Origin of the sequence: Thiohalocapsa sp. ML1 (assembly GCF_001469165.1) — a bacterium.
In the GTDB taxonomy this organism is placed as follows: Bacteria; Pseudomonadota; Gammaproteobacteria; order Chromatiales; family Chromatiaceae; genus Thiohalocapsa.
The window spans coordinates 1-21,473 of the sequence record NZ_JABX01000052.1 but is presented as its reverse complement, the minus strand read 5'-3'; the positions used below and the strand labels follow the sequence as shown (position 1 = coordinate 21,473).

23 protein-coding genes are annotated in these 21,473 nt (G+C 68.8%); 21 read left to right on the top strand and 2 right to left on the bottom strand.

What is annotated here, in order from left to right; translation table 11 throughout:
• The first annotated feature begins 3 nt into the window (after positions 1–3).
• The 20 genes from ML01_RS23045 (at position 4) to ML01_RS22950 (ending at position 16,480) form a co-directional block, all read left to right on the top strand.
• Positions 4–1,458: a sigma-54 dependent transcriptional regulator gene (locus tag ML01_RS23045; RefSeq protein ID WP_058557740.1), complete on the top strand. Its 1,455-nt coding sequence runs from the start codon at positions 4–6 to the stop codon at positions 1,456–1,458.
• Positions 1,439–1,951, top strand: coding sequence for an Hsp20/alpha crystallin family protein (locus tag ML01_RS23040; RefSeq protein WP_058557739.1), 513 nt, complete (start codon positions 1,439–1,441; stop codon positions 1,949–1,951). Before ML01_RS23045 ends, ML01_RS23040 begins: the two co-directional genes overlap by 20 nt.
• Before the next feature lie 10 nt (positions 1,952–1,961).
• Positions 1,962–4,139 carry a CDC48 family AAA ATPase gene (locus ML01_RS23035; RefSeq protein WP_058557738.1) on the top strand — a complete coding sequence of 726 codons (2,178 nt, stop codon included), beginning with the start codon at positions 1,962–1,964 and terminating at the stop codon, positions 4,137–4,139.
• Between the two features lie 14 nt (positions 4,140–4,153).
• Entirely contained in the window at positions 4,154–4,963 is an 810-nt protein-coding gene (locus tag ML01_RS23030; RefSeq protein WP_058557737.1) for a GvpL/GvpF family gas vesicle protein, read from the top strand.
• Positions 4,960–5,685, top strand: coding sequence for a GvpL/GvpF family gas vesicle protein (locus ML01_RS23025; protein WP_058557736.1), 726 nt, complete (start codon positions 4,960–4,962; stop codon positions 5,683–5,685). The genes ML01_RS23030 and ML01_RS23025 overlap by 4 nt, the downstream gene beginning before the upstream one ends.
• Positions 5,682–7,148 (top strand): PAS domain-containing sensor histidine kinase, encoded by a 1,467-nt coding sequence (locus ML01_RS23020; protein WP_058557735.1) that lies wholly within the window; start codon positions 5,682–5,684, stop codon positions 7,146–7,148. The genes ML01_RS23025 and ML01_RS23020 overlap by 4 nt, the downstream gene beginning before the upstream one ends.
• 15 nt (positions 7,149–7,163) lie before the next feature.
• On the top strand, positions 7,164–7,628 hold the full coding sequence (locus tag ML01_RS23015; RefSeq protein ID WP_058557734.1) for a response regulator: 465 nt from the start codon (positions 7,164–7,166) through the stop codon (positions 7,626–7,628).
• Positions 7,629–7,922: 294 nt separating this feature from the next.
• Positions 7,923–8,141, top strand: coding sequence for a gas vesicle structural protein GvpA (gene gvpA, locus ML01_RS23010; RefSeq protein WP_058557733.1), 219 nt, complete (start codon positions 7,923–7,925; stop codon positions 8,139–8,141).
• A gap of 83 nt (positions 8,142–8,224) precedes the next feature.
• Positions 8,225–8,443, top strand: coding sequence for a gas vesicle structural protein GvpA (gene gvpA, locus ML01_RS23005; RefSeq protein ID WP_058557733.1), 219 nt, complete (start codon positions 8,225–8,227; stop codon positions 8,441–8,443).
• A 202-nt stretch (positions 8,444–8,645) separates the two neighbouring features.
• Positions 8,646–8,864 (top strand): gas vesicle structural protein GvpA, encoded by a 219-nt coding sequence (gene gvpA / locus ML01_RS23000; protein WP_058557733.1) that lies wholly within the window; start codon positions 8,646–8,648, stop codon positions 8,862–8,864.
• 81 nt (positions 8,865–8,945) lie between these two features.
• Entirely contained in the window at positions 8,946–9,905 is a 960-nt protein-coding gene (locus tag ML01_RS22995; protein ID WP_156427934.1) for a hypothetical protein, read from the top strand.
• 232 nt (positions 9,906–10,137) lie between these two features.
• Complete coding sequence (gene gvpN, locus ML01_RS22990) at positions 10,138–11,232, top strand: gas vesicle protein GvpN (protein ID WP_082674578.1); 1,095 nt, start codon at positions 10,138–10,140, stop codon at positions 11,230–11,232.
• Positions 11,229–11,663, top strand: a complete 435-nt coding sequence (locus ML01_RS22985; protein ID WP_058557731.1) for a hypothetical protein — start codon at positions 11,229–11,231, stop codon at positions 11,661–11,663. The genes gvpN and ML01_RS22985 overlap by 4 nt, the downstream gene beginning before the upstream one ends.
• A gap of 29 nt (positions 11,664–11,692) precedes the next feature.
• On the top strand, positions 11,693–11,944 hold the full coding sequence (locus ML01_RS22980; RefSeq protein WP_156427933.1) for a hypothetical protein: 252 nt from the start codon (positions 11,693–11,695) through the stop codon (positions 11,942–11,944).
• A 79-nt stretch (positions 11,945–12,023) separates the two neighbouring features.
• The gene (locus ML01_RS22975) at positions 12,024–12,824 is read left to right on the top strand and encodes a GvpL/GvpF family gas vesicle protein (protein WP_058557729.1); all 801 of its coding nucleotides are present in this window, start codon (positions 12,024–12,026) and stop codon (positions 12,822–12,824) included.
• Between the two features lie 124 nt (positions 12,825–12,948).
• Positions 12,949–13,344, top strand: coding sequence for a gas vesicle protein GvpG (locus tag ML01_RS29770; RefSeq protein ID WP_058557728.1), 396 nt, complete (start codon positions 12,949–12,951; stop codon positions 13,342–13,344).
• A gap of 18 nt (positions 13,345–13,362) precedes the next feature.
• Positions 13,363–15,363, top strand: a complete 2,001-nt coding sequence (locus ML01_RS22965; RefSeq protein ID WP_058557727.1) for an ArsA family ATPase — start codon at positions 13,363–13,365, stop codon at positions 15,361–15,363.
• Positions 15,360–15,581: a gas vesicle protein gene (locus ML01_RS22960; protein WP_058557726.1), complete on the top strand. Its 222-nt coding sequence runs from the start codon at positions 15,360–15,362 to the stop codon at positions 15,579–15,581. Before ML01_RS22965 ends, ML01_RS22960 begins: the two co-directional genes overlap by 4 nt.
• Complete coding sequence (locus ML01_RS22955) at positions 15,568–15,951, top strand: gas vesicle protein K (protein WP_082674577.1); 384 nt, start codon at positions 15,568–15,570, stop codon at positions 15,949–15,951. The genes ML01_RS22960 and ML01_RS22955 overlap by 14 nt, the downstream gene beginning before the upstream one ends.
• Positions 15,952–16,120: 169 nt before the next feature.
• Positions 16,121–16,480 carry a gas vesicle protein gene (locus tag ML01_RS22950; protein WP_058557725.1) on the top strand — a complete coding sequence of 120 codons (360 nt, stop codon included), beginning with the start codon at positions 16,121–16,123 and terminating at the stop codon, positions 16,478–16,480.
• A gap of 467 nt (positions 16,481–16,947) precedes the next feature.
• On the opposite strand, the gene ML01_RS22945 is transcribed toward ML01_RS22950, so the two are convergent.
• Both ML01_RS22945 and ML01_RS22940 read right to left on the bottom strand, forming a co-directional pair.
• On the bottom strand, positions 16,948–17,502 hold the full coding sequence (locus ML01_RS22945; RefSeq protein ID WP_058557724.1) for a zinc ribbon-containing protein: 555 nt from the start codon (positions 17,500–17,502) through the stop codon (positions 16,948–16,950).
• Between the two features lie 122 nt (positions 17,503–17,624).
• A complete protein-coding gene (locus tag ML01_RS22940) occupies positions 17,625–18,167 on the bottom strand; it encodes a hypothetical protein (RefSeq protein WP_156427931.1) in 543 nt (180 codons plus the stop codon).
• Between the two features lie 320 nt (positions 18,168–18,487).
• On the opposite strand from ML01_RS22940, the gene ppc reads away from it, so the two are divergent.
• Positions 18,488–21,337 carry a phosphoenolpyruvate carboxylase gene (ppc, locus tag ML01_RS22935; RefSeq protein ID WP_058557722.1) on the top strand — a complete coding sequence of 950 codons (2,850 nt, stop codon included), beginning with the start codon at positions 18,488–18,490 and terminating at the stop codon, positions 21,335–21,337.
• The last annotated feature ends 136 nt before the right edge of the window (positions 21,338–21,473 follow it).

The following is a 21,473-nucleotide window of genomic DNA, read 5'->3' as shown; positions in this document are numbered from 1 at the left end:
ACCATGGAGACACGTACAGCACAGGCCCTGATCGTCGATGACGATCGCGACATCTGCCGCCTGCTCGGGCATCTCCTCGAGCGCGCCGGCATCGCCGTCGAGTCCGCCTATGACGGCGCCGCGGCACTGGAGCTCGTCGCCGCCGTGCAGCCGGACGTGCTGCTACTCGACATCAAGATGCCCAACAGCGACGGCATGGACGTGCTGCGGCGCGTTCGCCAGCGCTACCCGAACCTGCCGGTGGTGATGATGACCGGCTTTGCCGGGGTTACCCAGGCGGTGGAGGCGATGAAGATCGGCGCCGTGGACTACCTGCCGAAACCCTTCGATAACAACAAGGTCGTGCCCCTGGTGCGCGAGGCCGTTGCGCGTTTGGGCGGCAAGGCCGCCGTCGGCCCGGTCGCCGGCGATCGCCCGCAAGAGCCCCGGGGCAAAGACCGCCCGGGGCTGCGCGAGACCCTGGCCGCCATGATGGGCCCGAGCGCCGCCGTGGTCGGCCTCGCGGAGGAGCTCACGCGGGTGGTCGAGACGGACTACTCCATCGTCATCCAGGGTGAGACGGGCACCGGCAAGGAGCTCGTCGCGCGCACCATTCATCGCTGCAGCCGCCGCGCGCGCGGCCCCTTCGTTGCCGTGGACTGCGGCGCCATCGCGGAGAACCTGCTCGAGAACGAGCTGTTCGGCCATGAGCGTGGCGCCTACACCGGCGCCGACCGCCGCAGCATCGGCAAGTTCGAGGCCGCCGCGGGCGGCACGCTGTTTCTGGATGAGATCGGCAACCTGCCGCTCAAGGCCCAGGCGACGTTGCTGCGCGCGCTGCAGGAGCGCACCATCTGCCGCGTCGGCGGCACCGAGCCCCTCGACGTGGACGTGCGCGTGGTCGCGGCCAGCAACGAGCATTTTTTGCAGGCGGTGGAGCGCGGCGACTTCCGGGAGGACCTCTGGTACCGACTCAACGAGTTTCACGTGCACCTGCCGCCGCTGCGCGAGCGCCGCGACGACATCCTGCACCTTGCTGAGATGTTCCGCCGGCAGGTGGCGGAGGAGCTGAAGCGGACGGTTCCAGAGCTGTCCGCGGCCGCCGAGGAGCGGCTCATCAGCTTCGACTGGCCGGGCAACGTGCGCGAGCTGCGCAGCGTGGTCCGGCGGCTGTGCCTGCTGCGCAAACCGGAGATCGAGGCGGAGGACATCGGCCTTCGCAGTCGCCGACGGATGGAGGTTTGTGATGCGAACGAGGCACGGGAGTTGCTTCTAGGGGAGTTGTCGCTCAGCGAGATTGTCAACGACAGCGTGGCGCGGGTGGAGCGCACGCTGCTCGTCAAGGCGCTGCGCCATGCCCATGGCAATAAGGCTGAAGCGGCTCGGCTGCTGAAGGTGGACTACAAGACCATCTACAACAAGCTGAAACGGCTCGCCATCACACGAGAGGAGATAGGCTATGACGGGGAAACGATCTGACGCCGGTGGTATCGAGGGCTTCTTCCGCGGGCTCGGCGACTTGGTCGAGAAGCTCGGGGAGCTCGCCGAAACCGGCGAGGCCCTGCAGAAAGAAGGCAACATCGAAACGAAAACCAGCGGCGGGCGCCAGGTGAAGGGCGTCTACGGCTTCACGGTCCGTGTTGGGCTGGGCGACGAGGGCGAGCCGCGCCCGCGCGTTGAGCCCTTCGGCAACATCCGCCGCGACGAGGAGACCGGCGCCTCGGTGGTTCAGGAGGTCACCGAGCCCATGGTGGACGTGTTCGAGGAGGACGGCCACGTGCAGGTGGTCGCGGAGCTCCCCGGCATCGGCGCCGAGGACATTGAGCTGGAGCTCAACGGCGACGTGCTCGACATCCAGGCCGCCAGCGGCGACAAGAAGTACCGCAAGGAGGTGCTGCTGCCGCGCAGCTTCACGGCCGACGGCATGACGCACAGTTGCCGCAACGGCATCCTCGAGGTCCGGCTGTCCTAAGGGGGTTGCCATGTCCGAGAACAAGTCAGAAAGCATCAAGCTCAAGGTGGCCGAGGCCCTGGCCAAGGACGCCGGCCGCGGCTATGCCAGGCTCGATCCCGCAGACATCCAGCGCCTGGGCCTTGCGCTCGGCGACGTCGTGCAGGTGCGCGGCAAGCGCACCAGCGTGGCCAAGGTGATGCCGGCGTACCAGGACATGCGCGGCAAGGACTGCATTCAACTGGACGGCATTACGCGCAAAAACGCCGGCATCGGTGTCGATGAGAAGGCGGAGGTGATGCCTTGCGAGCATCAGCCCGCGGCCCGCATCGTGCTCGCACCGACGACGGTGACGCCCGCCAAGCGCGACCTCGACTACATCGGCAGCCGTCTCGACGGCGTACCGGTGGTGAAGGGCGACCTGGTGCGGGCGTCGCTGTTCGGCAGCCGCAGCGCGGACTTCAAGGTCGAGGACACGAGCCCGCCCGGCGCCGTCATCATCAACCCGACCACGTCGCTCGTCATCGGCAAGCGGGCGGAAGCCCCCAGCGCGGGCGGCTCGGCGCAGCGCAGCGCCGGCGGCACCATGACCTACGAGGACGTGGGCGGACTGCGCCACCAGGTGCAGCGCATCCGCGAGATGATCGAGCTACCGCTGCGCCATCCGCAGGTGTTCGAGCGCTTAGGGATAGACGCGCCCAAGGGTGTGCTGCTGCACGGGCCACCCGGCTGCGGCAAGACGCTGATTGCGCGGATCATTGCGCAGGAGGCGGACGCCGCGTTCTACACCGTCTCGGGGCCGGAGATCATCCACAAATTCTACGGCGAGAGCGAGGCGCACCTGCGCAAGATCTTCGAGGAGGCGGCCCGTAAGGGGCCGAGCATCATCTTCCTCGACGAGATCGATGCCATCGCGCCGCGCCGGGACAAGGTCGTCGGCGATGTCGAGAAGCGCGTCGTCGCGCAACTGCTCGCGCTCATGGACGGCCTCAACCGCCGGCAGAACCTGATCGTCATCGCGGCGACCAACCTGCCGAACGCCATCGATCCGGCGCTGCGCCGGCCCGGGCGTTTCGACCGCGAGATCGCGATCCCAATCCCGGACCGCGACGGCAGGCGCGAGATCCTGGAAATCCACAGCCGCGGTATGCCGCTCGACGAAGACGTGGCCGTGGAGCACCTCGCCGAGATCACCCACGGCTTCGTCGGCGCGGACCTAGAGGCGCTCTGCCGCGAGGCGGCCATGAGCACGCTGCGCCGGCTCCTGCCGAACATCGGCACGACGCTCGACGACCTGCCGTTCGACCGCCTCGCCACCGTCACGGTGCAGATGGCGGACTTCGAGACGGCGCTGCGGGAGGTGGAGCCGTCGGCGATCCGCGAGGTCTTCGTCGAGATCCCGGACGTGAAATGGGACGACGTCGGCGGCCTGTCCGACGTGCGCCGGCGCTTGGTCGAGGCCGTCGAATGGCCGCTCAAGTATCCGCAGTTGTTCCTGCAGGCGGGCGTGGCGCCGCCCAAGGGCCTGCTGTTGGCCGGACCGCCCGGCATCGGCAAGACGCTGATTGCAAAGGCGGTGGCCAACGAGAGCGGCGTCAACGTCATCGCCGTGAAGGGGCCGGAGCTGATGTCGCGCTTCGTCGGCGAGTCCGAGGCCGGCGTGCGCGAGGTCTTCCACAAGGCCCGCCAAGCGGCGCCGTGCATCATCTTTTTGGATGAGGTGGACGCGGTGGTGCCGGCGCGCTCGTCGGGCGCGACGGACTCGCACGTCTCGGAGCGGGTGCTGAGCCAGTTCCTCGCCGAAATGGACGGGCTGGAAGAGCTCAAAGGCGTGTTCGTGCTCGCTGCCACCAACCGCGCGGACCTCATTGACGCGGCCATGCTGCGTCCCGGGCGCTTCGACGAGGTGGTGGAGCTCGGGCTGCCGAACGAGAAGGACCGCGAAGAGATCCTCACCGTGCACCTGCGCGGCAAGCCCGGGGGCGAGGTCATGGATGCGGCGGACCTCGCCGCGCGCACGGCGGGCGCGAGTGGTGCCGATCTCGCGGCCATCTGCAACCGTGCAGCCCTGGTGGCGATCCGCCGCGCCGTCGCCAAGGCCGACGGCGATCCGGCGGTGTTCGCCGGCGACTCGCCGCCCGCGGTGCTGATCGAGGCGGCGGACTTCGAGCACGCGCTGGCCGAGGTCATGGGGCCTGGGCGCACATGATCGCAGGGGGTGCCATGCGGTCGCAGGCCGATGTCGGCACGGATGCCGACGAGGCGGTGTACCTATACGGCTTCGTGTCGGACTCGGGCGCCGCGTCCGGGCTGCCGCCGGCGCTGCCCGCGGTGGACCCGGAGCGCCCCCTTGGGCTGTATCGCCACGCCGGGCTCATCGCGCTGGTGAGCCCGGTGCGGCGCACGGATTTCGACGGCGACGACGGCGCCGCGAACCTGGCCGACATCGGCTGGGTGGGTCCGCGGGCGCTGCGCCACCAGGCGGTGCTCGACGCCGCACTGGCGGAGGCGGCGGTCTACCCGCTGCCCTTCGGCACCCTGTTCTCAAGCCCGGCCGCCCTCGCCGCAGAGATGGAGCTGCGACGCGACGACATTGGCGCCGCGCTTGCCCGGCTCGCCGGCTGTGCGGAATGGGCGGTGCAGGGCGAGCTGGATCGCGATGCGGCGCTCGATGCATTGGTCCGCGACGCCATCGTCGCCGGGGACTGGACGCCCCCCGCGGCGCCGGGCCGCCGCCACCTCGAAGAGCAGCGCCTGCGCCGCGAGCTGGACGCGGAGCTGGACAACTGGGCGGAGGCCGCCGCCGCAACCCTGGCCGACGCGCTGGCCGCCGCGAGCCGTGGCCACGCCCAGCGGCGCATTCCGGCCGGGCAGACGCTCGCGTTCAACTGGGCCTTTCTGGTGCCCACGGATGGCCTGGACGACTTTCACGCCGCCATCGACACCACCGGACCGGTCCTTGCCGGGCATGGCCTGCGGGTGGTCTGCAAGGGCCCCTGGCCCGGTTACAGCTTCGTGGCCGCGGCATCTTGAGCCTGCTGCTTTACTGCATCTGCGCGACACCTGCGCTGCGGCAGACGCCACCGCCGCCGCCTGCGGACGTGCCCGTGACGCTGCGCTGGCTGGACGCCGACGACCTGGCCGCGCTGGTCGCCCCGGCGCCGGTGCAGGACGACGTCGCGGCGATGCTCGCCTTCGGCGACGTGATCGAGCACTACCACGCGCGGCTCACCGTCGTGCCCATGCGTTACGGCAGCCGGCTGTCCGGCCCCGGGGCCGTCGTCGCGCACCTGACCGCCGACCACGACCGCTACGCGGCGCTGCTGGAGCTGCTGGACGGCTGCGTCGAGATGGGGCTCAGGCTGCCCCTAGCGCCCACCGCCGGCGGCGCCCGGCAGGTGCAGGACAGCGTCATGAGCGGTCGCGACTATCTGCTTCGGCGCCGCGCGGAGCTCGCCGTCGGGGCCGCGGCCGAGGCCGCGCTGGACCGGCTCGATGCCGCGCTGGCGGGGCTGTTTCGCCGCCGCCGCCGGGAGCAGGGCTGGTTCGCCGGACAGCAGCGCCTGTCGGTGCAGTATCTGGTGCCGCGGGCGGTGCTGGACAGCTTCGAACTGCGGCTGCAAGACGCGCTGGCGGCCGGCTGGCTGCCAGGTGCGCCCGACGCCGTTCTCACCAGCGGTCCCTGGCCGCCTTACAGCTTTGCCGCGGCGGACACGCTGGCCGCGTTTCCCACGGCAGTGACGTCATCGCCATGAACATCAAATCTTGGGGCACGATGCCCAAATCCGCCGAGTTCCGCCAGCTCCTGGACGCCATCCCCTCCTCCGTCGTGCTGGTGGACGAGATGCTGCGGGTCGTCTGCGCGAACCGAAATTTTCTCTCCAAGAGCCAGCTCAGCGAGACGGCGACCAAGGGCCGGCACCTGGAGGACGTGTTCCCGGTCGTCATCATCGAGGGCACCGACATGCTCGGGCGCATCCGCAAGGTGTTTCGCGACGGCGAGCCCCTGCGCGGGCAGCGCATCACCTATCGCGCCCCGGGGATTCCGCTGCGCATCTATTACTACTCCGTGGTGCCGCTGGACGGCCCCGGGGGCATCGAGGCGGCCATGCTGTTCCTCGAGGACGTTACGGCGCAGGTGCGCCTGTCGGAGGAGGTGCGACGGGTCGAGCGCCATCTCGCCTCCGTGGTGGAGAGCGCGAGCGACATCGTGCTGTCGGTGGACGGGGAGGGGCGCATCCTCACCTGGAACAGCGCCGCCGAGACCCTGTCCGGGCTCGCCGGCAGCGAGGTGCTGGGGCGTTATCTGTACGACATCTGCGAGCCATCCGCCCGCGCCGAGGCGCGTCGGGTCATGGAGGAGACGCTCGCCGGCGGCGACGGCCCGCTCACCGCGGAATGCCAGCTCAATGTGGCCCCCGGCCGCGAGCCCGTGCTCATCGCCTGGCTCTTGTCGCCGATGAAGGACGATCACGGCGCCATCATCGGCGCCGTCGGCGTGGGCCGCGACCTCACCGAGCGGCGCAAGCTCGAGTTCCAACTGCGCCAGTCGCATAAGCTCGCCGCGCTCGGCGTCATGGCCGGCGGCATCGCCCACGAGATCCGCAACCCGCTAGCCGTGTGCTCGTCCGCGGCGCAGTTCCTGATGGAGGACGACCTGCCGGAGGACTTCCGCGTCGAGTGCATGGAGAAGATCCAGACCGGTCTCGGCAAGGTCTCCCAGATCATCGAGAACATGCTGCGGTTTGCCCGGCCGTCTCCGAGCGAGGAGATGGCGGAAGTGGACCTGGTGGTCGTGCTGCGCGAGACCCTGGCGCTGGTGGATAACCAGGCACTGGTGCAGAGCATTCGCATCCGCACGGCGCTCCCGCCCGGCCCGGTGCTCGTGCGCGGCGTCGCCGCGCTGTTGCAGCAGGTGTTTACGAACCTCTTCCTGAACGCCATCCAGGCGATGCCCGACGGCGGCGACCTCGCGATCGACCTCAGCGTCGACGATGCGGAAGTGGTCGTGCATGTGCGCGACACCGGCATCGGCATCACGGACGGGGACTTGGAGCGCATCTTCGACCCCTTTCACACCAGCTCCAGCCCCGGCTGGGGTACCGGGCTCGGGCTGTCCATCTGCTTTTCCATCGTCCAGCGGCATCTCGGCGGCATCAGCGCCCAGAGCCGCGTCGGCGAGGGCAGTTGCTTCAGCGTCCGCTTGCCGCTCCTCTGATGGGCCGCCGGCGCCATGCCTGACGACCGCGGGCCAGCCGGGGAGCACATGGCGGGGAACCCGAGCATCCTCGTCGTCGATGACGAGCCCGCCATCTGCTGGGCGCTCGCCCGGCTCTTCAGCCGCGAAGGCTACGCCGTCTGCACGGTGCAGAGCGGCGCCGAGGCGCTGGCGCTGTTTGCGGAGCAGGGCTTCTCGCACGTGCTGCTGGACGCGAAGCTCCAGGACATGGACGGGCTCGCGCTCGCCCGGCAGGCGCGGCAGATGCAGTCACGGGCCTGGGTGTTCTTGATCTCCGCTTACTACTACCGCGACGACCCGGACATCGCCCGGGCCTTGGCGGAAGACGTCATCCACGGGTTCATCCCGAAGCCCTTCACACACCTGGAGATCATGGCATCGGTCCAAAACTATGGAAGAGATTCCATAGGCATGGACGCAGTTCCATGGACTGACAGTCCGCGTTCCCCCGATTGGTAATAGGGGTTTACCCTAGTCTCTGTTCCCGTCATTGCGATTTCGCGCCCGCATGCCGCCGCTTGCAAACAGCCGACCAACGGTGCGCGCATCGCAAAGGCCGGATATGGCCTGCACACTGTATGCAACGCATTGAATCAAAAGAAGCCCGAGGCCGGAGAACCGGTGCTTAAGGGCAGGTTTCGAGGGTTATTTCCCGCTGTCGTCCAGTTCTGGCATTCCCTTTGCAGCTATAGGGATGACGGCGCATCCCGGCGTCGTCGAATCCAAACGCAACAACAGCGCAGGAGCTGCATCATGGCAAAAGTCGCCAACTCCACCGATTCCTCCAGCCTGGCCGAAGTCGTTGACCGCATCCTCGACAAGGGCATCGTGATCGACGCGTGGGCCAAGGTCTCCCTGGTCGGTATCGAGCTGCTGTCGATTGAGGCCCGCGTGGTCGTGGCCTCCGTCGAAACCTACCTGAAGTATGCCGAAGCGATCGGCCTGACCTCCAGCGCCGCGGCCCCGGCCTGAGCGTAAGAGGTTTTCCGAGGACCTTCGTCGGCGCATCCGGCGCCGTCGAAAACTGAGCGTAACCACAGCATAGGAGCTGCATCATGGCAAAAGTCGCTAACTCCACCGACTCCTCGAGCCTGGCCGAAGTCGTTGACCGCATCCTGGACAAGGGCATCGTGATCGACGCGTGGGCCAAGGTCTCCCTGGTCGGTATCGAGCTGCTGTCGATCGAAGCCCGCGTGGTCGTGGCCTCCGTCGAAACCTACCTGAAGTATGCCGAAGCGATCGGCCTGACCTCCAGCGCCGCGGCTCCGGCCTGAGCCTTAGAGCCTGAGCCTTAGAGCCTGAGCCTTAGAGCCTGAGCCTTAGAGCCTGAGCCTAAGAGGTTGTCCGAGGAAGCTCGCGGGTTGCCGTCATCCCCGGCATCCGCTCAGCGCTGGTCTGCATACGCGCACCAGTGCAACCGGCGGCGCATTCCGGCGCCGTCGAACCCAAACCTAACCACAGCGTAGGAGCTGCATCATGGCAAAAGTCGCCAACTCCACCGACTCCTCCAGCCTGGCCGAAGTCGTTGACCGCATCCTGGACAAGGGCATCGTGATCGACGCGTGGGCCAAGGTCTCCCTGGTCGGTATCGAGCTGCTGTCGATCGAGGCCCGCGTGGTCGTGGCCTCCGTTGAAACCTACCTGAAGTATGCCGAAGCGATCGGCCTGACCTCCAGCGCCGCGGCTCCGGCCTGAGCCAGATAGGCTATCCGGCGGACCCCGCACCGCCGCTGATCCGGCGGCGCGGGGTTCCTTCACAGCGCAGGAGGGCAAACCATGGGCAAGATACTAGACGATATGACGCGGTTGCGCGACGACATCGATCGCGGGCATGCGCAGCGTCGGGCGGAAGCCGACATGCGGGCATCCGATCTGGCGGAGATGGCAACGGGCGTCGTCGACATGATCGGCGGTTTCGCGTCTACGCGACGGGCGCAGTTTGCGTCGGACCAAGCGGCGCGGGGCGCGTTCATCGGCAATCTGGTGCAGGGCGTGCAGGACCTCAGCGCCGAGGTCGGGGCCATGATGGAGCGCACGCACGACCAGCGCATGGCGAGCGCGAAGGCAGACGCCAGCGCCCGCCGCACCGATGTGACCGAGCGGGTCGAAGAGATCCGCACCAAGCTTGATGGCTTCCGCGACGACATGGAAGCGTTCCGCGACGAGTTCGCGGCCACCAGCGAGCAGGATGCCAAGGCGCGGCTCCACTTCGTCGCCGACAAGGCGCAGGCGGTGGCGGACTTCCTCGGCAGCTTCCGCAAGGAGCACGACGAGCAATCTTCGGCGGACCGCAAGGCACGCAACGACTTCGTCACCGGAATTGCCGACTCGGTGCATGACACGTTGCAGCAGGCCGAGGCGTCGCGGTTGTATGCGGCCGTCGAGGATGCGGCGGCGCGGCGCGAGCTCATGAGCGACATCTCGACCGAAGTGCGCACCCTGACCGGCAACGTTGCGGCAGACCTGGCCGGCATCCGCAACCTGTTCGGCGGCGGTACGCCGGTGCAGCCTAAGCCCGTCGCAAAGGCGAAGCCCGCACCGGCCAAGCCGGCGGCGGAGCCGATGCAGCGCCAAGCGGAGCCTGCGCGTCCTACGGCGGAAGCGACCCCGCCCAAGCCGCCGGCAGCGGAGCCGAAGGTGGAAGCCAAGCCGCAGGCCGCCGAGGCCCAGGGCGAAGGCGCCCCCGTTGGCGCCAAGCGCGAACCGAAGAAGCAGGGCGGGAAGACCGGCAACTGACGCCGCAGCACACACGAGCAGCAGCGCGCCCGTTCGGAATATCGGAGCACGGGCGTTTGGTTGGCGCCGGCAGGAGGTCGTGGTGGGATGCAGCGGAGGCATCGGCGCCGGTGGTCGAGGGCATGACTACAGGCTGCGCCGCACAGCGCCTGGCGGGCCGTGATCGGAGGATCTCGGCCCGGTTTTTTGCCCAAACGCCTGCCACTTTTACGCATATGCGAGGACCCGTCCAATGATCGCCACGAAAGTCCCTGCGCCGGCGGCCGCCAGTGCCGACACCGTCGTGCCCGAGGCGAGCGATTCCTTCGTCACGACCAGCTACATCAAGGGCGTTGCGGATCGCGCGCTGGCTTATCTGGAGGCCGGCTATCCGGTGCATTTGGCCGGGCCATCCGGCACCGGCAAGACCACGCTCGCCTTTCACCTGGCGGCGCTGTGGGGTCAGCCCGTGACGCTGATCCACGGCAACGACGAATTCGAGGTGTCCGATCTCATCGGCACCAACGATGCCGGCTATCGCCGCAGTAAGGTCGTGGACAACTACATCCATTCGGTGCTGCGCACCGAAGAAGAGATGCGCCAGGTCTGGGTGGACGACCGGCTGACCACCGCCTGCCGCAACGGCGACACGCTGATCTACGACGAGTTCAACCGCTCGCGTCCGGAGGCCAACAACGTGCTGTTGTCGGTGCTCTCGGAAGGCATCCTGAACCTGCCCGGCCTGCGCACCGCCGGCGAGGGCTACCTGGACGTCGCACCGAGCTTCCGCGCGCTGTTCACGTCCAATCCCGAGGAATACGCGGGTACCCACAAGACCCAGGACGCGCTGCTTGACCGCATGATCACGATTCGGCTGAGCCCGCCGGACCGCAACACCGAGCTCTCCATCATCAAGGCCAAGTCGGGCCTCGAAGAGCGCGAGGCCGGCTACATCACCGACATCGTCCGCGAGCTGCGCGGCACGGCCGAGAACAAGTCGCAGCCGACGCTGCGCGCCGGCATTGCCATCGCCAAGGTGCTGGCCCACGGGTCCGGGCGCGCCCGCGCCGGCAACACCTTCTTCCATCACATCTGCTACGACGTGCTCAGTATGGAGACGGCCAAGGTCCGGCACGACGGGCGCTCGGTGTACAAAGAGCTGGTGGACGGCGTGATCCGCCAGGTCTGCCCGCCGCAGGAGGCCGATCGCGAGGGGCGGCCCGACGGCGCGGTGCAGCCCAAGCCGGTGGCCAATGCCGCCAAGCCGCTGGCCAGCGCCGCCAAGCCGGCGGGCAGGCCCAAGGCCGTTAGGGCCACGCCTGCGATCCCGGGGGGTGGCAAATCATGAACGGCAAGTCGAGCCGGCCGCCGCGCAGCCTGACGGACATCCGCACCCTCGCGGGCAAGAGCCAGGACGGCGTCCAGCGCGGTTATGCCACCTACTTCGAGATGGGCGCCCTGGAGCTCGAGCGCCTGCGGCGCAGCCAAGAGCGCGAGGCCGCATTGCGGCGCGTCGGCGAGATCGAGCGGCGCATCGCGGAGATCGACGCCGAGATGGCGCAATTGCAAGGGGCGGTAGCCGCGGACAGCGAGCGCCGCGCCGAGGTCGAGAGTGCGTTGCCCAGCGCGGCACTCCGACCCACCCGTTCCCGCCGCCGTGGCGGCGCGAGCAACGGCGCGGAGGGGGCCGCGCCGGTGATTCGCGCGGATTCGGGACGGGCTCAAACCGGGGAGCCCGGCGAGGGCGGCCCGCGCAGGGGCCTGCGCATCCGCTACTGAGCAGGCCCAGGGCCTGGTGGAGACAACGCATGATCAGACACTCAGCCCACCTGCGTCGGTGCTGCCATGTGCGGGGCAGCGAGGCGCTCGCGACCGCCACGGGGCTGGACGCACGGGCGCGCGCGGCCGGCAAGCGCCTGCTCGCCACCGCCGCGCTCGACGCCCGTCGGCTCCGCGTGGAACGGCAGATGGAGAGGCCGCCGGCAATGGCCGCACTGGTGCATCGGCTCGGCATCCGGCGGCGGCGTCTGCGGCACGCGTTGCGCGTCCTGGCCGGCTGAACACGCTTCCCGAGCAACTCACAACCGGCGCAGAGCCACTGCTGCGGCCGCGCCGGCGGACCAACCGAGGAGACCTCAGATGGTCGGAACAACCAACAGCTCTCGCGGCAAGCTGATCTATGCACTGACCGACGTCAGCGACGGCGCCGACGAACAGATCTATCGTGTGCAGGGTATCGGCGGCGCCACCGTCTATAGCATCGGTGAAAGCACGGTCGGTGCCGTCGTCAGCGACATTCACAGTCCCAAGGTGCGCCCGGAGCGGCGCAACCTCATGGCCCATCGCGCGGTGCTCGCGCACCTGTTGGAGCTGGGTACGGTGCTGCCGATGCGCTTCGGCGTCATCGCCGCCAACGCGGAGGCCGTGCGCCGCCTCCTTGCCGCCAACCGCGAGGCCATTGCGGATCAGCTCCACCGCGTGCGCAACCGCATCGAAATGGGGCTGCGCGTGTCCTGGGACGTGAGCAACATCTACGAGTATTTCGTCGGCATGCACCCGCTGCTGCGCGAGGCCCGGGACCGGCTGCTGCATCAGGGCGACAACGCCAATCGCGACGAGCGCATCGAGGTCGGTCGTATGTTCGATCACCTGGTCACCGAGGCCCGCGAGCAGTACACCGAGCAGGTCATGGAGGTGATGCGCGGCTACTGCGAGGAGGTCTCGGCAACCCCCGTGAAGAAGGACAAAGAGGTCATGAACCTCGCCTGCCTGATCGAGCGCGATGCGCAGAAGGAGTTCGAGCGCGGCGTGTTCGAGGCGTCCAAGCTGTTCAACAACGACTACCTGTTCGATTACAACGGCCCCTGGGCGCCGCACAACTTCGTCGATCTGGATCTCGAAACACCCGAGGCGCGCGAGCCCGCCCAGCAGGTCGGCTGAGCACCCGCAGCGCCAGGCAGGCGCGCGCCGCCTGCCGACGGGCCGCGGCTGCGGCCTTGGAGCCCATGCGGGCTCACCTACAACCAGAGGGGACCGGAGCGTCCCGGCACCCGCGGAGACGCACATGCTGCTGATCGATGACATCCTGATGTCGCCCTGCAAGGGGCTGCTCTGGGTCTTCGAGGAGATCCACAAGACCGCGGTCGGCGAGCTCGACGGCGAGGCGGAGCGCATCCGCAACGAGCTCACGGACCTCTACATGATGCTCGAGACCGAGCAGATCGCCGAGGCGGAGTTCGACCTCCGCGAGGCGGCGCTGCTCGACCGGCTCGATCAGCTCGAGGCCGAGGGCTACGTCGAGACGGACGACGCTGCAGAGGACGCGGACGACGCGGACGACAGGGACGATGCCGACGCGGACGCCGACGTCGGCATCACCGCCGAGCGTCGCGTCCTCGACCTCGATCTCGACCCGCGGCGCACAGTGGCGCTCGATCACGCGCTGGAATCGGAAGAGTAGCCTGCCGCGGAGACGCCGATGTCCACAACCTTGCCTGTGCCCGGTTTCCTCGACGAGCCCGGGCTCGTGCTGCTGTTCTTCGGCGGCAAGGGCGGGGTCGGCAAGACCACCTGCGCCACCGCCGCGGCGTTGGCCCTTGCGCGGCAGCGGCCCGCGCAGGCGGTGCTGTTGTTGTCCACCGATCCGGCGCACTCCGTGGACGATGCGCTGGCGGACTTGGAGCCGCCGGGCAACTTTGAGGTGCTGGAGCTGGATGCAGAGGCGTCGCTGGAGGCCTTTCGCAGGCGCTATCGCGACAATCTCCAGGAAATCTCCCGCCGCGGCACCCTGCTCGACGATGCCGACGTGGATGCCCTGCTGGAAGTGGCACTGCCCGGCATGGACGAGCTGGCGGCCTATCTGGAGATCGCCGCCTGGATCGAGCATCGCCGCTACGGCTGCATCGTCGTGGACACGGCGCCCACCGGCCACGCGCTGCGGCTCTTGACCATGCCCGCCCTGGTGCAGCGCTGGCTGCGGGCGCTGGATGCGCTCCTCGCCAAGCATCGCTACCTGCGCCAGCGCTTCGGCGGCGACATGGCGCAGGATCACCTCGATGCCTTTCTGCTGGGGCTGGAGCGCTCCCGCCGCACCCTGGCCGAGCTGTTGCAGGACCGGCAACGCTGCCGCTTCGTACCCGTGACCCTGGCGGAGCAGATGAGTCTCGCCGAGACCGACGACCTGCTGCGGACCCTGCGCGAGCACCAGGTCCCGGTCACGGACATCGTCGTGAACCGCGTTTACCCAAGCTCCGTGTGTGCCGGAACGGCGGCGACGGCGGCGACGGCGGAGCTGTGTGCCGTGTGCCTGGCCGAGCGGCGCCGGCAGCTCGCGGCGCTGAGCGCGCAAGGCGAACTTTGCCGCGGCGCGCGCACCTGGGGCCTACCGCTGTTGCCCGATGAGCCCCGCGGCGGGCACCTGACCGGCCTGTGGCGGCGGCTGGAGATGCTCGACATGCTCGCCTACCGCGCCCCGCCGCCGCCGGCGCCGCCGGCGCTGCCGGTGCACGTGGAGCAGCCGCTGCCGCTGCCGCCCGCGGGCTTGCGGGTACTGATCCTGGCCGGCAAGGGCGGCGTCGGCAAGACCACGCTCGCCTGTGCGACGGCAGTGCACCTGAACCGCCAGCGCCCACGCCAGCGCATCCTGCTCTTCTCCACCGACCCGGCCCATTCCCTGGCCGATGCGCTCGGACAGCCGGTGGGGCCGGAGCCCGGCAGCGTCTGCCCCGGCCTCGACGCGCAGGAGGTGGACGCCGAGAGCGCCTTCGGTGCGATTCGCGACGCCTACCGCGATGAGCTGGCACAGATGCTCGACCGCCATCTCGGCAACTTCGACATCACCTTCGACCGCGATGTCATGGAGCGCCTGCTGGATCTGGCCCCGCCGGGGCTGGACGAGGTCATGGCGCTGACGGCGGCGATGGAGCACCTCGACGGCGACCGCTACGACGTGATCGTGCTGGATGCGGCGCCGAGCGGGCACCTGCTGCGGCTCCTGGAGCTGCCGGAGCTCATCGCCGAATGGCTCAGGCTCTTCTTTGAGCTCTTGCTCAAGTACCGCAAGGTGCTGCGCATGCCGCGGCTGTCCGAGCGCCTGGTGGCGCTGTCGCGCTCGGTCAAGCGGCTGCGGGCGCTGCTCGCCGATCCGCACCGCACCCGTGTGCAGTTGGTGACGGTGGCGACGTGGCTCGGCCTGGCGGAAACGGCGGACTTGGCGGCGGGCCTTGCGGACCTCTCCATACCGGTGTCCGCGCTCGCGATCAACCAGCTTACCCCGCCCGGGGACCCGGCCTGCAACTGCGCCCTGTGCCGGCGGCTGCGGGAGCGCGAGGCGGCGCGCATCCGGGATGCCGAGCGGCGCTTCGAGCGCATGCAACGCGTGCGCGTGTACCGCCAGCAGGAGCCCCGGGGCCTCGCCGCCCTCGCGGAGCTCGGCGCATCGTTCTACCGCGAAGCCGCGGACATGGGGGGCACATCATGAGCATCACCAACGGGGTGGCACGCCCCCGGCAGGCGTCCGAGCACGTATCGCTGTGCGAGGCGTTGGACCGGATCTTGAACAAGGGCGCGGTGGTGGCGGCCGAGATCACCATCAGCGTCGCCGACGTCGAGCTCATCTATCTCAGCCTGCAGGCCCTGGTGACCTCGGTCGACACCGGGCGGCGGCTGCAACAGGAGATGGCGAATGACCAGCACTGACGGGTCCGGCTCGACTATCCGCTGGACCGACTTGAAGGGCGCACCAGCCTGCGCCGCGCCGGCGGACCGGCTGCCGGGCCACTTGCCGGCGGCGACGACAGCGCCGGGCCGTCGCATCGACATCGACGGCGAGCGCGTGCGCAACGGGTTGGCACAATTGGTGCTGACCCTCGTGAAGCTGCTGCACGAGCTGCTGGAGCGCCAGGCCATCGCCCGCATGGAGTCCGGCGCCCTGAGCGACGCGGAGATCGAGCGGCTGGGCACGACGCTGATGCAGCAGGCCGATGAGCTCAAGCGCGTGCGGGAGGTCTTCGACCTGAAGGACGAGGACCTGAACATCGACCTCGGGCCCCTGGGCCGGCTGCTGTAGAGAAGGCCGGACCATGCCCGCAAGGCATGACCGGCGTATGCGAATCGACAACGCGGTTTCCGATTCGCTTCATTGCCGACGCCTGCGGGCGCTGACAATGGCGGGGCATCCTGCCCCGCGTGAGCGCAAGCCTCGGGAACCAACAGCTCTCCCCTAGGGAGCACAGACCATGGCCGTGACCGTTAATCAACGTCTTTCCCATTCCACAAACAGCACCACCATCGCGGACCTGCTCGAGCGCGTGCTGGACAAGGGCATCGTCATCGCCGGCGATGTGCGCATCAAGCTCGTGGAGGTGGAGCTCCTGACCCTGGAGATCCGCCTGCTGGTGTGCTCCGTGGACAAGGCTGTCGAGATGGGCATCGACTGGTGGCGCGGCAACCCGGCCTTCGACAGCAGTGCGCGCCAAGCGCTGCCGAAGGCCGAAGCCGCCGCACCCGAGCTGACCGCACCGGCACCGACGCCCGCCGAGCAGGCGCTGGAGCAGCGACTCGCGCGCATCGAGGCGCTCTTGGTCGAGCGTAGCTGAGGCGGCGGCGCAGGGCTGAGGCGCAGGAAGGAACGGCGGAGACGCGGCAGAGCAAAGCACTTGCTCGCCCGTCGCCGGAGCCTCGCCGGGCCGGAGAGCCGACCTCCCGGTCGGCTCGTCACTCGCGACATTCGTGCATCGCGCTTTGTCGCCGTGTTGACCTGGAGGTCAACACTCCAGTCAAGCGGCGCCGTCTAGCGATCTAGCGAGGGTGCACCGCAGACCGACGAGGCGTGCTCATCGCTATCGAAATCGCTATCGGGATCGGGATCGGTTGGCACTCGGTTCGATTTCGATCTCGATAGCGAACCCGAACCCGAACCCGACATGCCTCGCCAGTCCGACGCCCTGTTGAAACTTGAATCATCTGTCGTAATGGCCGAGGGCCGTGCCTTGGCCCTCAGCCCTCAGCCCTCAGCCCTCAGCCCTCAGCCCTTATCCGTCTGCGGCTCCACTCCCCGGTCGGCTCAGCTCCCGGAGGCGGGCTTCTCGCCCGGGCGCGGGCGGCGGAAGCTCAAGCCCCCGCATTCGGCACAGGCCGGGATGCGGCCGCTGCGCGCGAAGTGGGTCTCGGCACCGCAGTTGTCGCAGACCAGTGTGCCGGGGCCCGTCACTTGGCCGGCTTGGTACAGGCTCGCCTGGCGGGCGCGCTCGGCCCATTGGCTCAACTGCAGGCTGGTCTGGTCGGCGACGCTGGTGAAGGCATCGAGCATGCGCTGCTCGATCAGCTCCAGGTCGAAGCGCCACCAGTTGCGCAGATCGTCGCCGGTCTCCACCAGCCAATGCGCCGCGTCCTCGACGTCGCGCTCCACGTAGTCCGCGATCTTCGCCGCCTCCTCGCGGGTCAGCTCGCCGAGCTCCACCATGTTGTCGCGCACCTGCTCCAGCATGTGGCGCAGCTTAGGCGCGGCCTCGTTGGCCTGTTCGATGCCATCCTTGGTGCGTTTCAGCATCTCCTCGTAGGCGTCTACCAGCCGATCTGCGGCGCCGGTGGCCTCATCGCGCTTGTCGCTGTCGTTCATTTGCGCTGTTCCCCGCTTGGTTCAGGCCGCCCGCGGCTGCGGGCTCCTGCTCAAAGTCTGCGCGATGGGGGGGAAATGGCAAGTGTTCTCGTGCGCGGGCGAGCCTGAATCCGTCGCCGGCGTCAGCGCGGGGCCGTCGGCAGGCCGACGATGCGCTCGTGGCCGGCAATGGTGCGCTCGGCGATGTGGATAGATTGCTCGTAGGCCAGGTTCAGCTCCGCGAGGGCCGTCGGCCGCGCGGCCGGGTGCGCGCGCTGCATGCGCTCGGCGAAGGCCTCCGCCAGTGCCGTGTACATGCGGCACTGCGCGAGGCGCGTCTGGTCCGCGTTGCCGGTGCCGTAGCGCAGCAGGCCGGACATCACCTTGAGCTGCCGCAGCCGCTCCGCATGCTCGGCGCGGTTGCGGAGTAGGGCGGTGACGGCCGGGTCCCGGCATTCGCCCGCCAGGCGCCGCAGCGCGTCCTTGTCGAGCTCGGCAGCCGCCTGCGCGAAGGGCTCGCGGCAGGCCTCGGGCTCGGTGGTGATGGCCGGTGCAGCGGCGGGCACCGCTGTTATAAGCGGATCGGCTGCCAGCGGATCGGCGCCGGCGGGCAGCGCCAGCGCAAGCAAAACAACGCAGCAGCCCGCAAGCGCGCGGGCGGGGCGACGGGAAGATGCATGACACATGGGCGAGTCTCCGTGCAGCGGGTGCCAGGGTAGGCCGGCGCATAAGCCCGAGCGCTAGCATAGGGCTTGTCACGAAGCTGTAACATAAACCTCGCCAGATGAAAACCATCCACATGAAAATCATGGAGTGCCGGGCGGCGAGGCAGGGCCGTCGGCTGCGGACTTGAGCACCGAGCGGCTGATCTGACCGCGACCCGGTGCGCCGTACCCATGTTTCCCTCGGCTTTTGCCCCCGGGGCGCGCGGGTTAGACTGGCCGCACTTTGCCGGCGTTGCGATGCGCCCATTCGCCGGCCTCGCCCCCGCAGCAGTACCCGCACCATGACCGACGCCGCCGCCGACCCGTCCGAGCGCCTTACCGTTTCTGCGCCGAACGCCGAGCAGGACATCGCGCTCTTCGCGAACCTGCTGGGCGAGGTGCTGCGCGAGCACAGCCGCAAGCGCGTGCTGGTGGTGGTGGAGCGCCTGCGCGACGGCTTCCTGGCGCTGCGCGAGCAGGACGACCCGGAGCTGCGCACCAAGCTCATGAAGCGCATCGATCAGCTCGACCCGCAGACGCTCTCCGAGGTCATCCGCGCGTACAGCATCTACTTCTCGCTGGCCCACATCGCCGAGGAGGTGCAGAGCTTCCTCGCCCGGCGCGCGCGCATCAGCGCCGGCGGGCGGCTTTGGCGCGGGTCCTTCGACCACACGCTGCGGCAGTTCGCCGAGGATGGCGTGAGTCCGGAGCGCTTTCAGGCGCTGCTCGATCGGCTGCTGTACCTGCCCGTGTTCACGGCGCATCCGACGGAGGCCAAGCGCCGCACCACGCTGGAGACGCAGCGGCGGATCTTCCTGCTGATGCTGGACTGGCGGCGCTCGGTGCTGAACGGCGAGGAAGAACAGGAGCGCATGGCCGAGATCGTGCGCGAGATCCAGATCCTGTGGAAGACGGACGAGGTGCGCGTGCACAAGCCGCAGGTGATGGACGAGGTCCGCCAGGGGCTCTACTTCTTCCATGCGTCGCTGTTCGAGACGCTGCCGCGCCTTTACAGCAACCTCGAGAAGGCCGTGCGCCGCGCCTACGGCGCCCATGCCGACATCAGCCTGCCGAGCTTCGTGCGCTTCGGCTCCTGGATCGGCGGCGATCGCGACGGCAACCCCTTCGTCAAGCCGGAGACCACGGCGCTTGCGGTGCGCATGCACTGCGAGGTCGCGCTCATTGAATACATCCGCCGGGTCAAGGCGCTGACCCGCATCCTGAGCCACTCCAACACCCTGGTGCAGCCGTCGCCGGCCTTCCTCGACAGCCTGGACGATGACGAGGACTATTGGCTCGGTGACATGGGCCAGACGCCCCGGCGCTACCTGCACGAGCCCTACCGGCGCAAGCTCGCCATCGTGCGGCACCGGCTGGAGGCCAATCTGGCGCGGGTGCAGGCGCGCATCGAGAACCCGGACGCCCCCACCGACGCGGTCAAGGGCTACGACGACGCCAACCAACTGCTCACGGACCTGTACCTGGTGCGCGACTCGCTGGTGAGCCACGGCGACGCCAGCGCCGCCGGCGGGCCCCTCGCGGACCTGATCCGGCTGGTGGAGAGCTTCGGCTTCCACTTGGTGCAGCTCGACGTGCGCCAGGAGTCCACCCGGCACACCGCCGCGGTCACGGAGCTGTTCGCGCGCCAGCCCGGCGCGCCCTTCTACGAGTCCTACTCCGAGGCGCAGAAGCTGGAGGCGCTCGCCTCGGCCATCGCGCACCCGTATCCGTTCCTGATCGACAAGGGCACCATGACCGGCGAGACGCGCGAGACGCTGGAGGTGTTCGAGGTCATGGCGCGCATGCGCGCCGAGATCAGCGACGACGTGTTCGGCGCCTATGTCATCTCCATGACCCACAGCGCAAGCCACGTGATGGAGGTCATGCTGCTCGCGCGCTTAGCCGGGCTCGCCGGCAAGACCCCGCAGGGCTGGCACTGCGACATCCGCATCGCGCCGCTGTTCGAGACCATCGAGGACCTTGCCCGCATCGACGCGGTCATGTCCGCGCTGTTCGACAACGCCACCTATGCGGCGCTGCTCAACGCTTCCGGCAACCTGCAAGAGGTCATGCTCGGCTATTCGGACTCCTGCAAGGATGGCGGCATCCTGGGCTCGGCCTGGAACCTGTATGAGGCGCAGGAGAAGATCGTCGGGCTCGCGGAGAGCAGGGGGGTGCGGTGCCGGCTGTTCCACGGCCGGGGCGGCACCATCGGCCGCGGCGGCGGCCCGACCCACGAGGCCATCCTCTCGCAGCCCGACGACACCGTGCACGGCCAGATCAAGTTCACCGAGCAGGGCGAGGTGCTTTCTTATCGATATGCCAACCCCGAAACCGCCCTCTATGAGCTGACCATGGGCGTCAGCGGCCTCATCAAGGCCAGCCGCTGCGTCATCGAGCCCCCCGCGAAGCCGCGCAAGGACTATCTCGGCATCATGGGAGAGCTCGCCCGCTACGGCGAAGAGGCCTACCGCGACCTGGTCGATGCACCGGGACTGCTCGACTATTTCTATGAGGTCACGCCGGTCGATGCCATCGCGCTGCTCAACATCGGCTCACGCCCGTCGCATCGCAAGAAGGCCGACCGCTCCCTCGCGTCCATCCGCGCCATCCCCTGGGTATTCGGCTGGGCGCAGTCGCGGCACACGCTGCCGGCCTGGTACGGCATCGGCAGCGCCATCGAGCGCTGGCGCGGCAGCGATCTGGAGCGCCTTGCCAAGCTGCAAAAGATGTACGAGGAATGGCCCTTCTTCCGGGCCATCCTGAGCAATACGCAGATGTCGCTGTTCAAGGCCGAGATGCACATCGCCGCGAGCTACACGCAGCTCGCCACCGACCCCGCCCGCGCCGAGGCCTTCTACGGCCGCATCGCGGACGAGTACGAGCGCACCCGCACTCAGGTGCTCAACATCGCCGGGCTGCACGGCCTGATGGAAGAGACGCCGGACCTGCAGTTGTCGCTGGCGCGCCGCAATACCTATCTCGACCCGCTGAACCACGTCCAGATCGCGCTGCTGCACCGCTATCGGGGCGGCGCCGCCAAGCAGTCCGACAGCCCGGACGCCCCCGGCAGCGACGACCGCGAGCAATGGCTCGACCCGCTGCTGCGCTCCATCAACGCCGTCGCCGCCGGCATGCGCAACACCGGCTGACCGTGGGAGCGGCTTTAGCCGCGACGACTGCGGCGGGCGGGAAGAAAGAGCGCGGCTAAAGCCGCTCCCACGGCGCCCGTGCCGGAGCCACGCCCCGTGGGAGCGGCTTTAGCCGCGACGACTGCGGTGAGCGGGA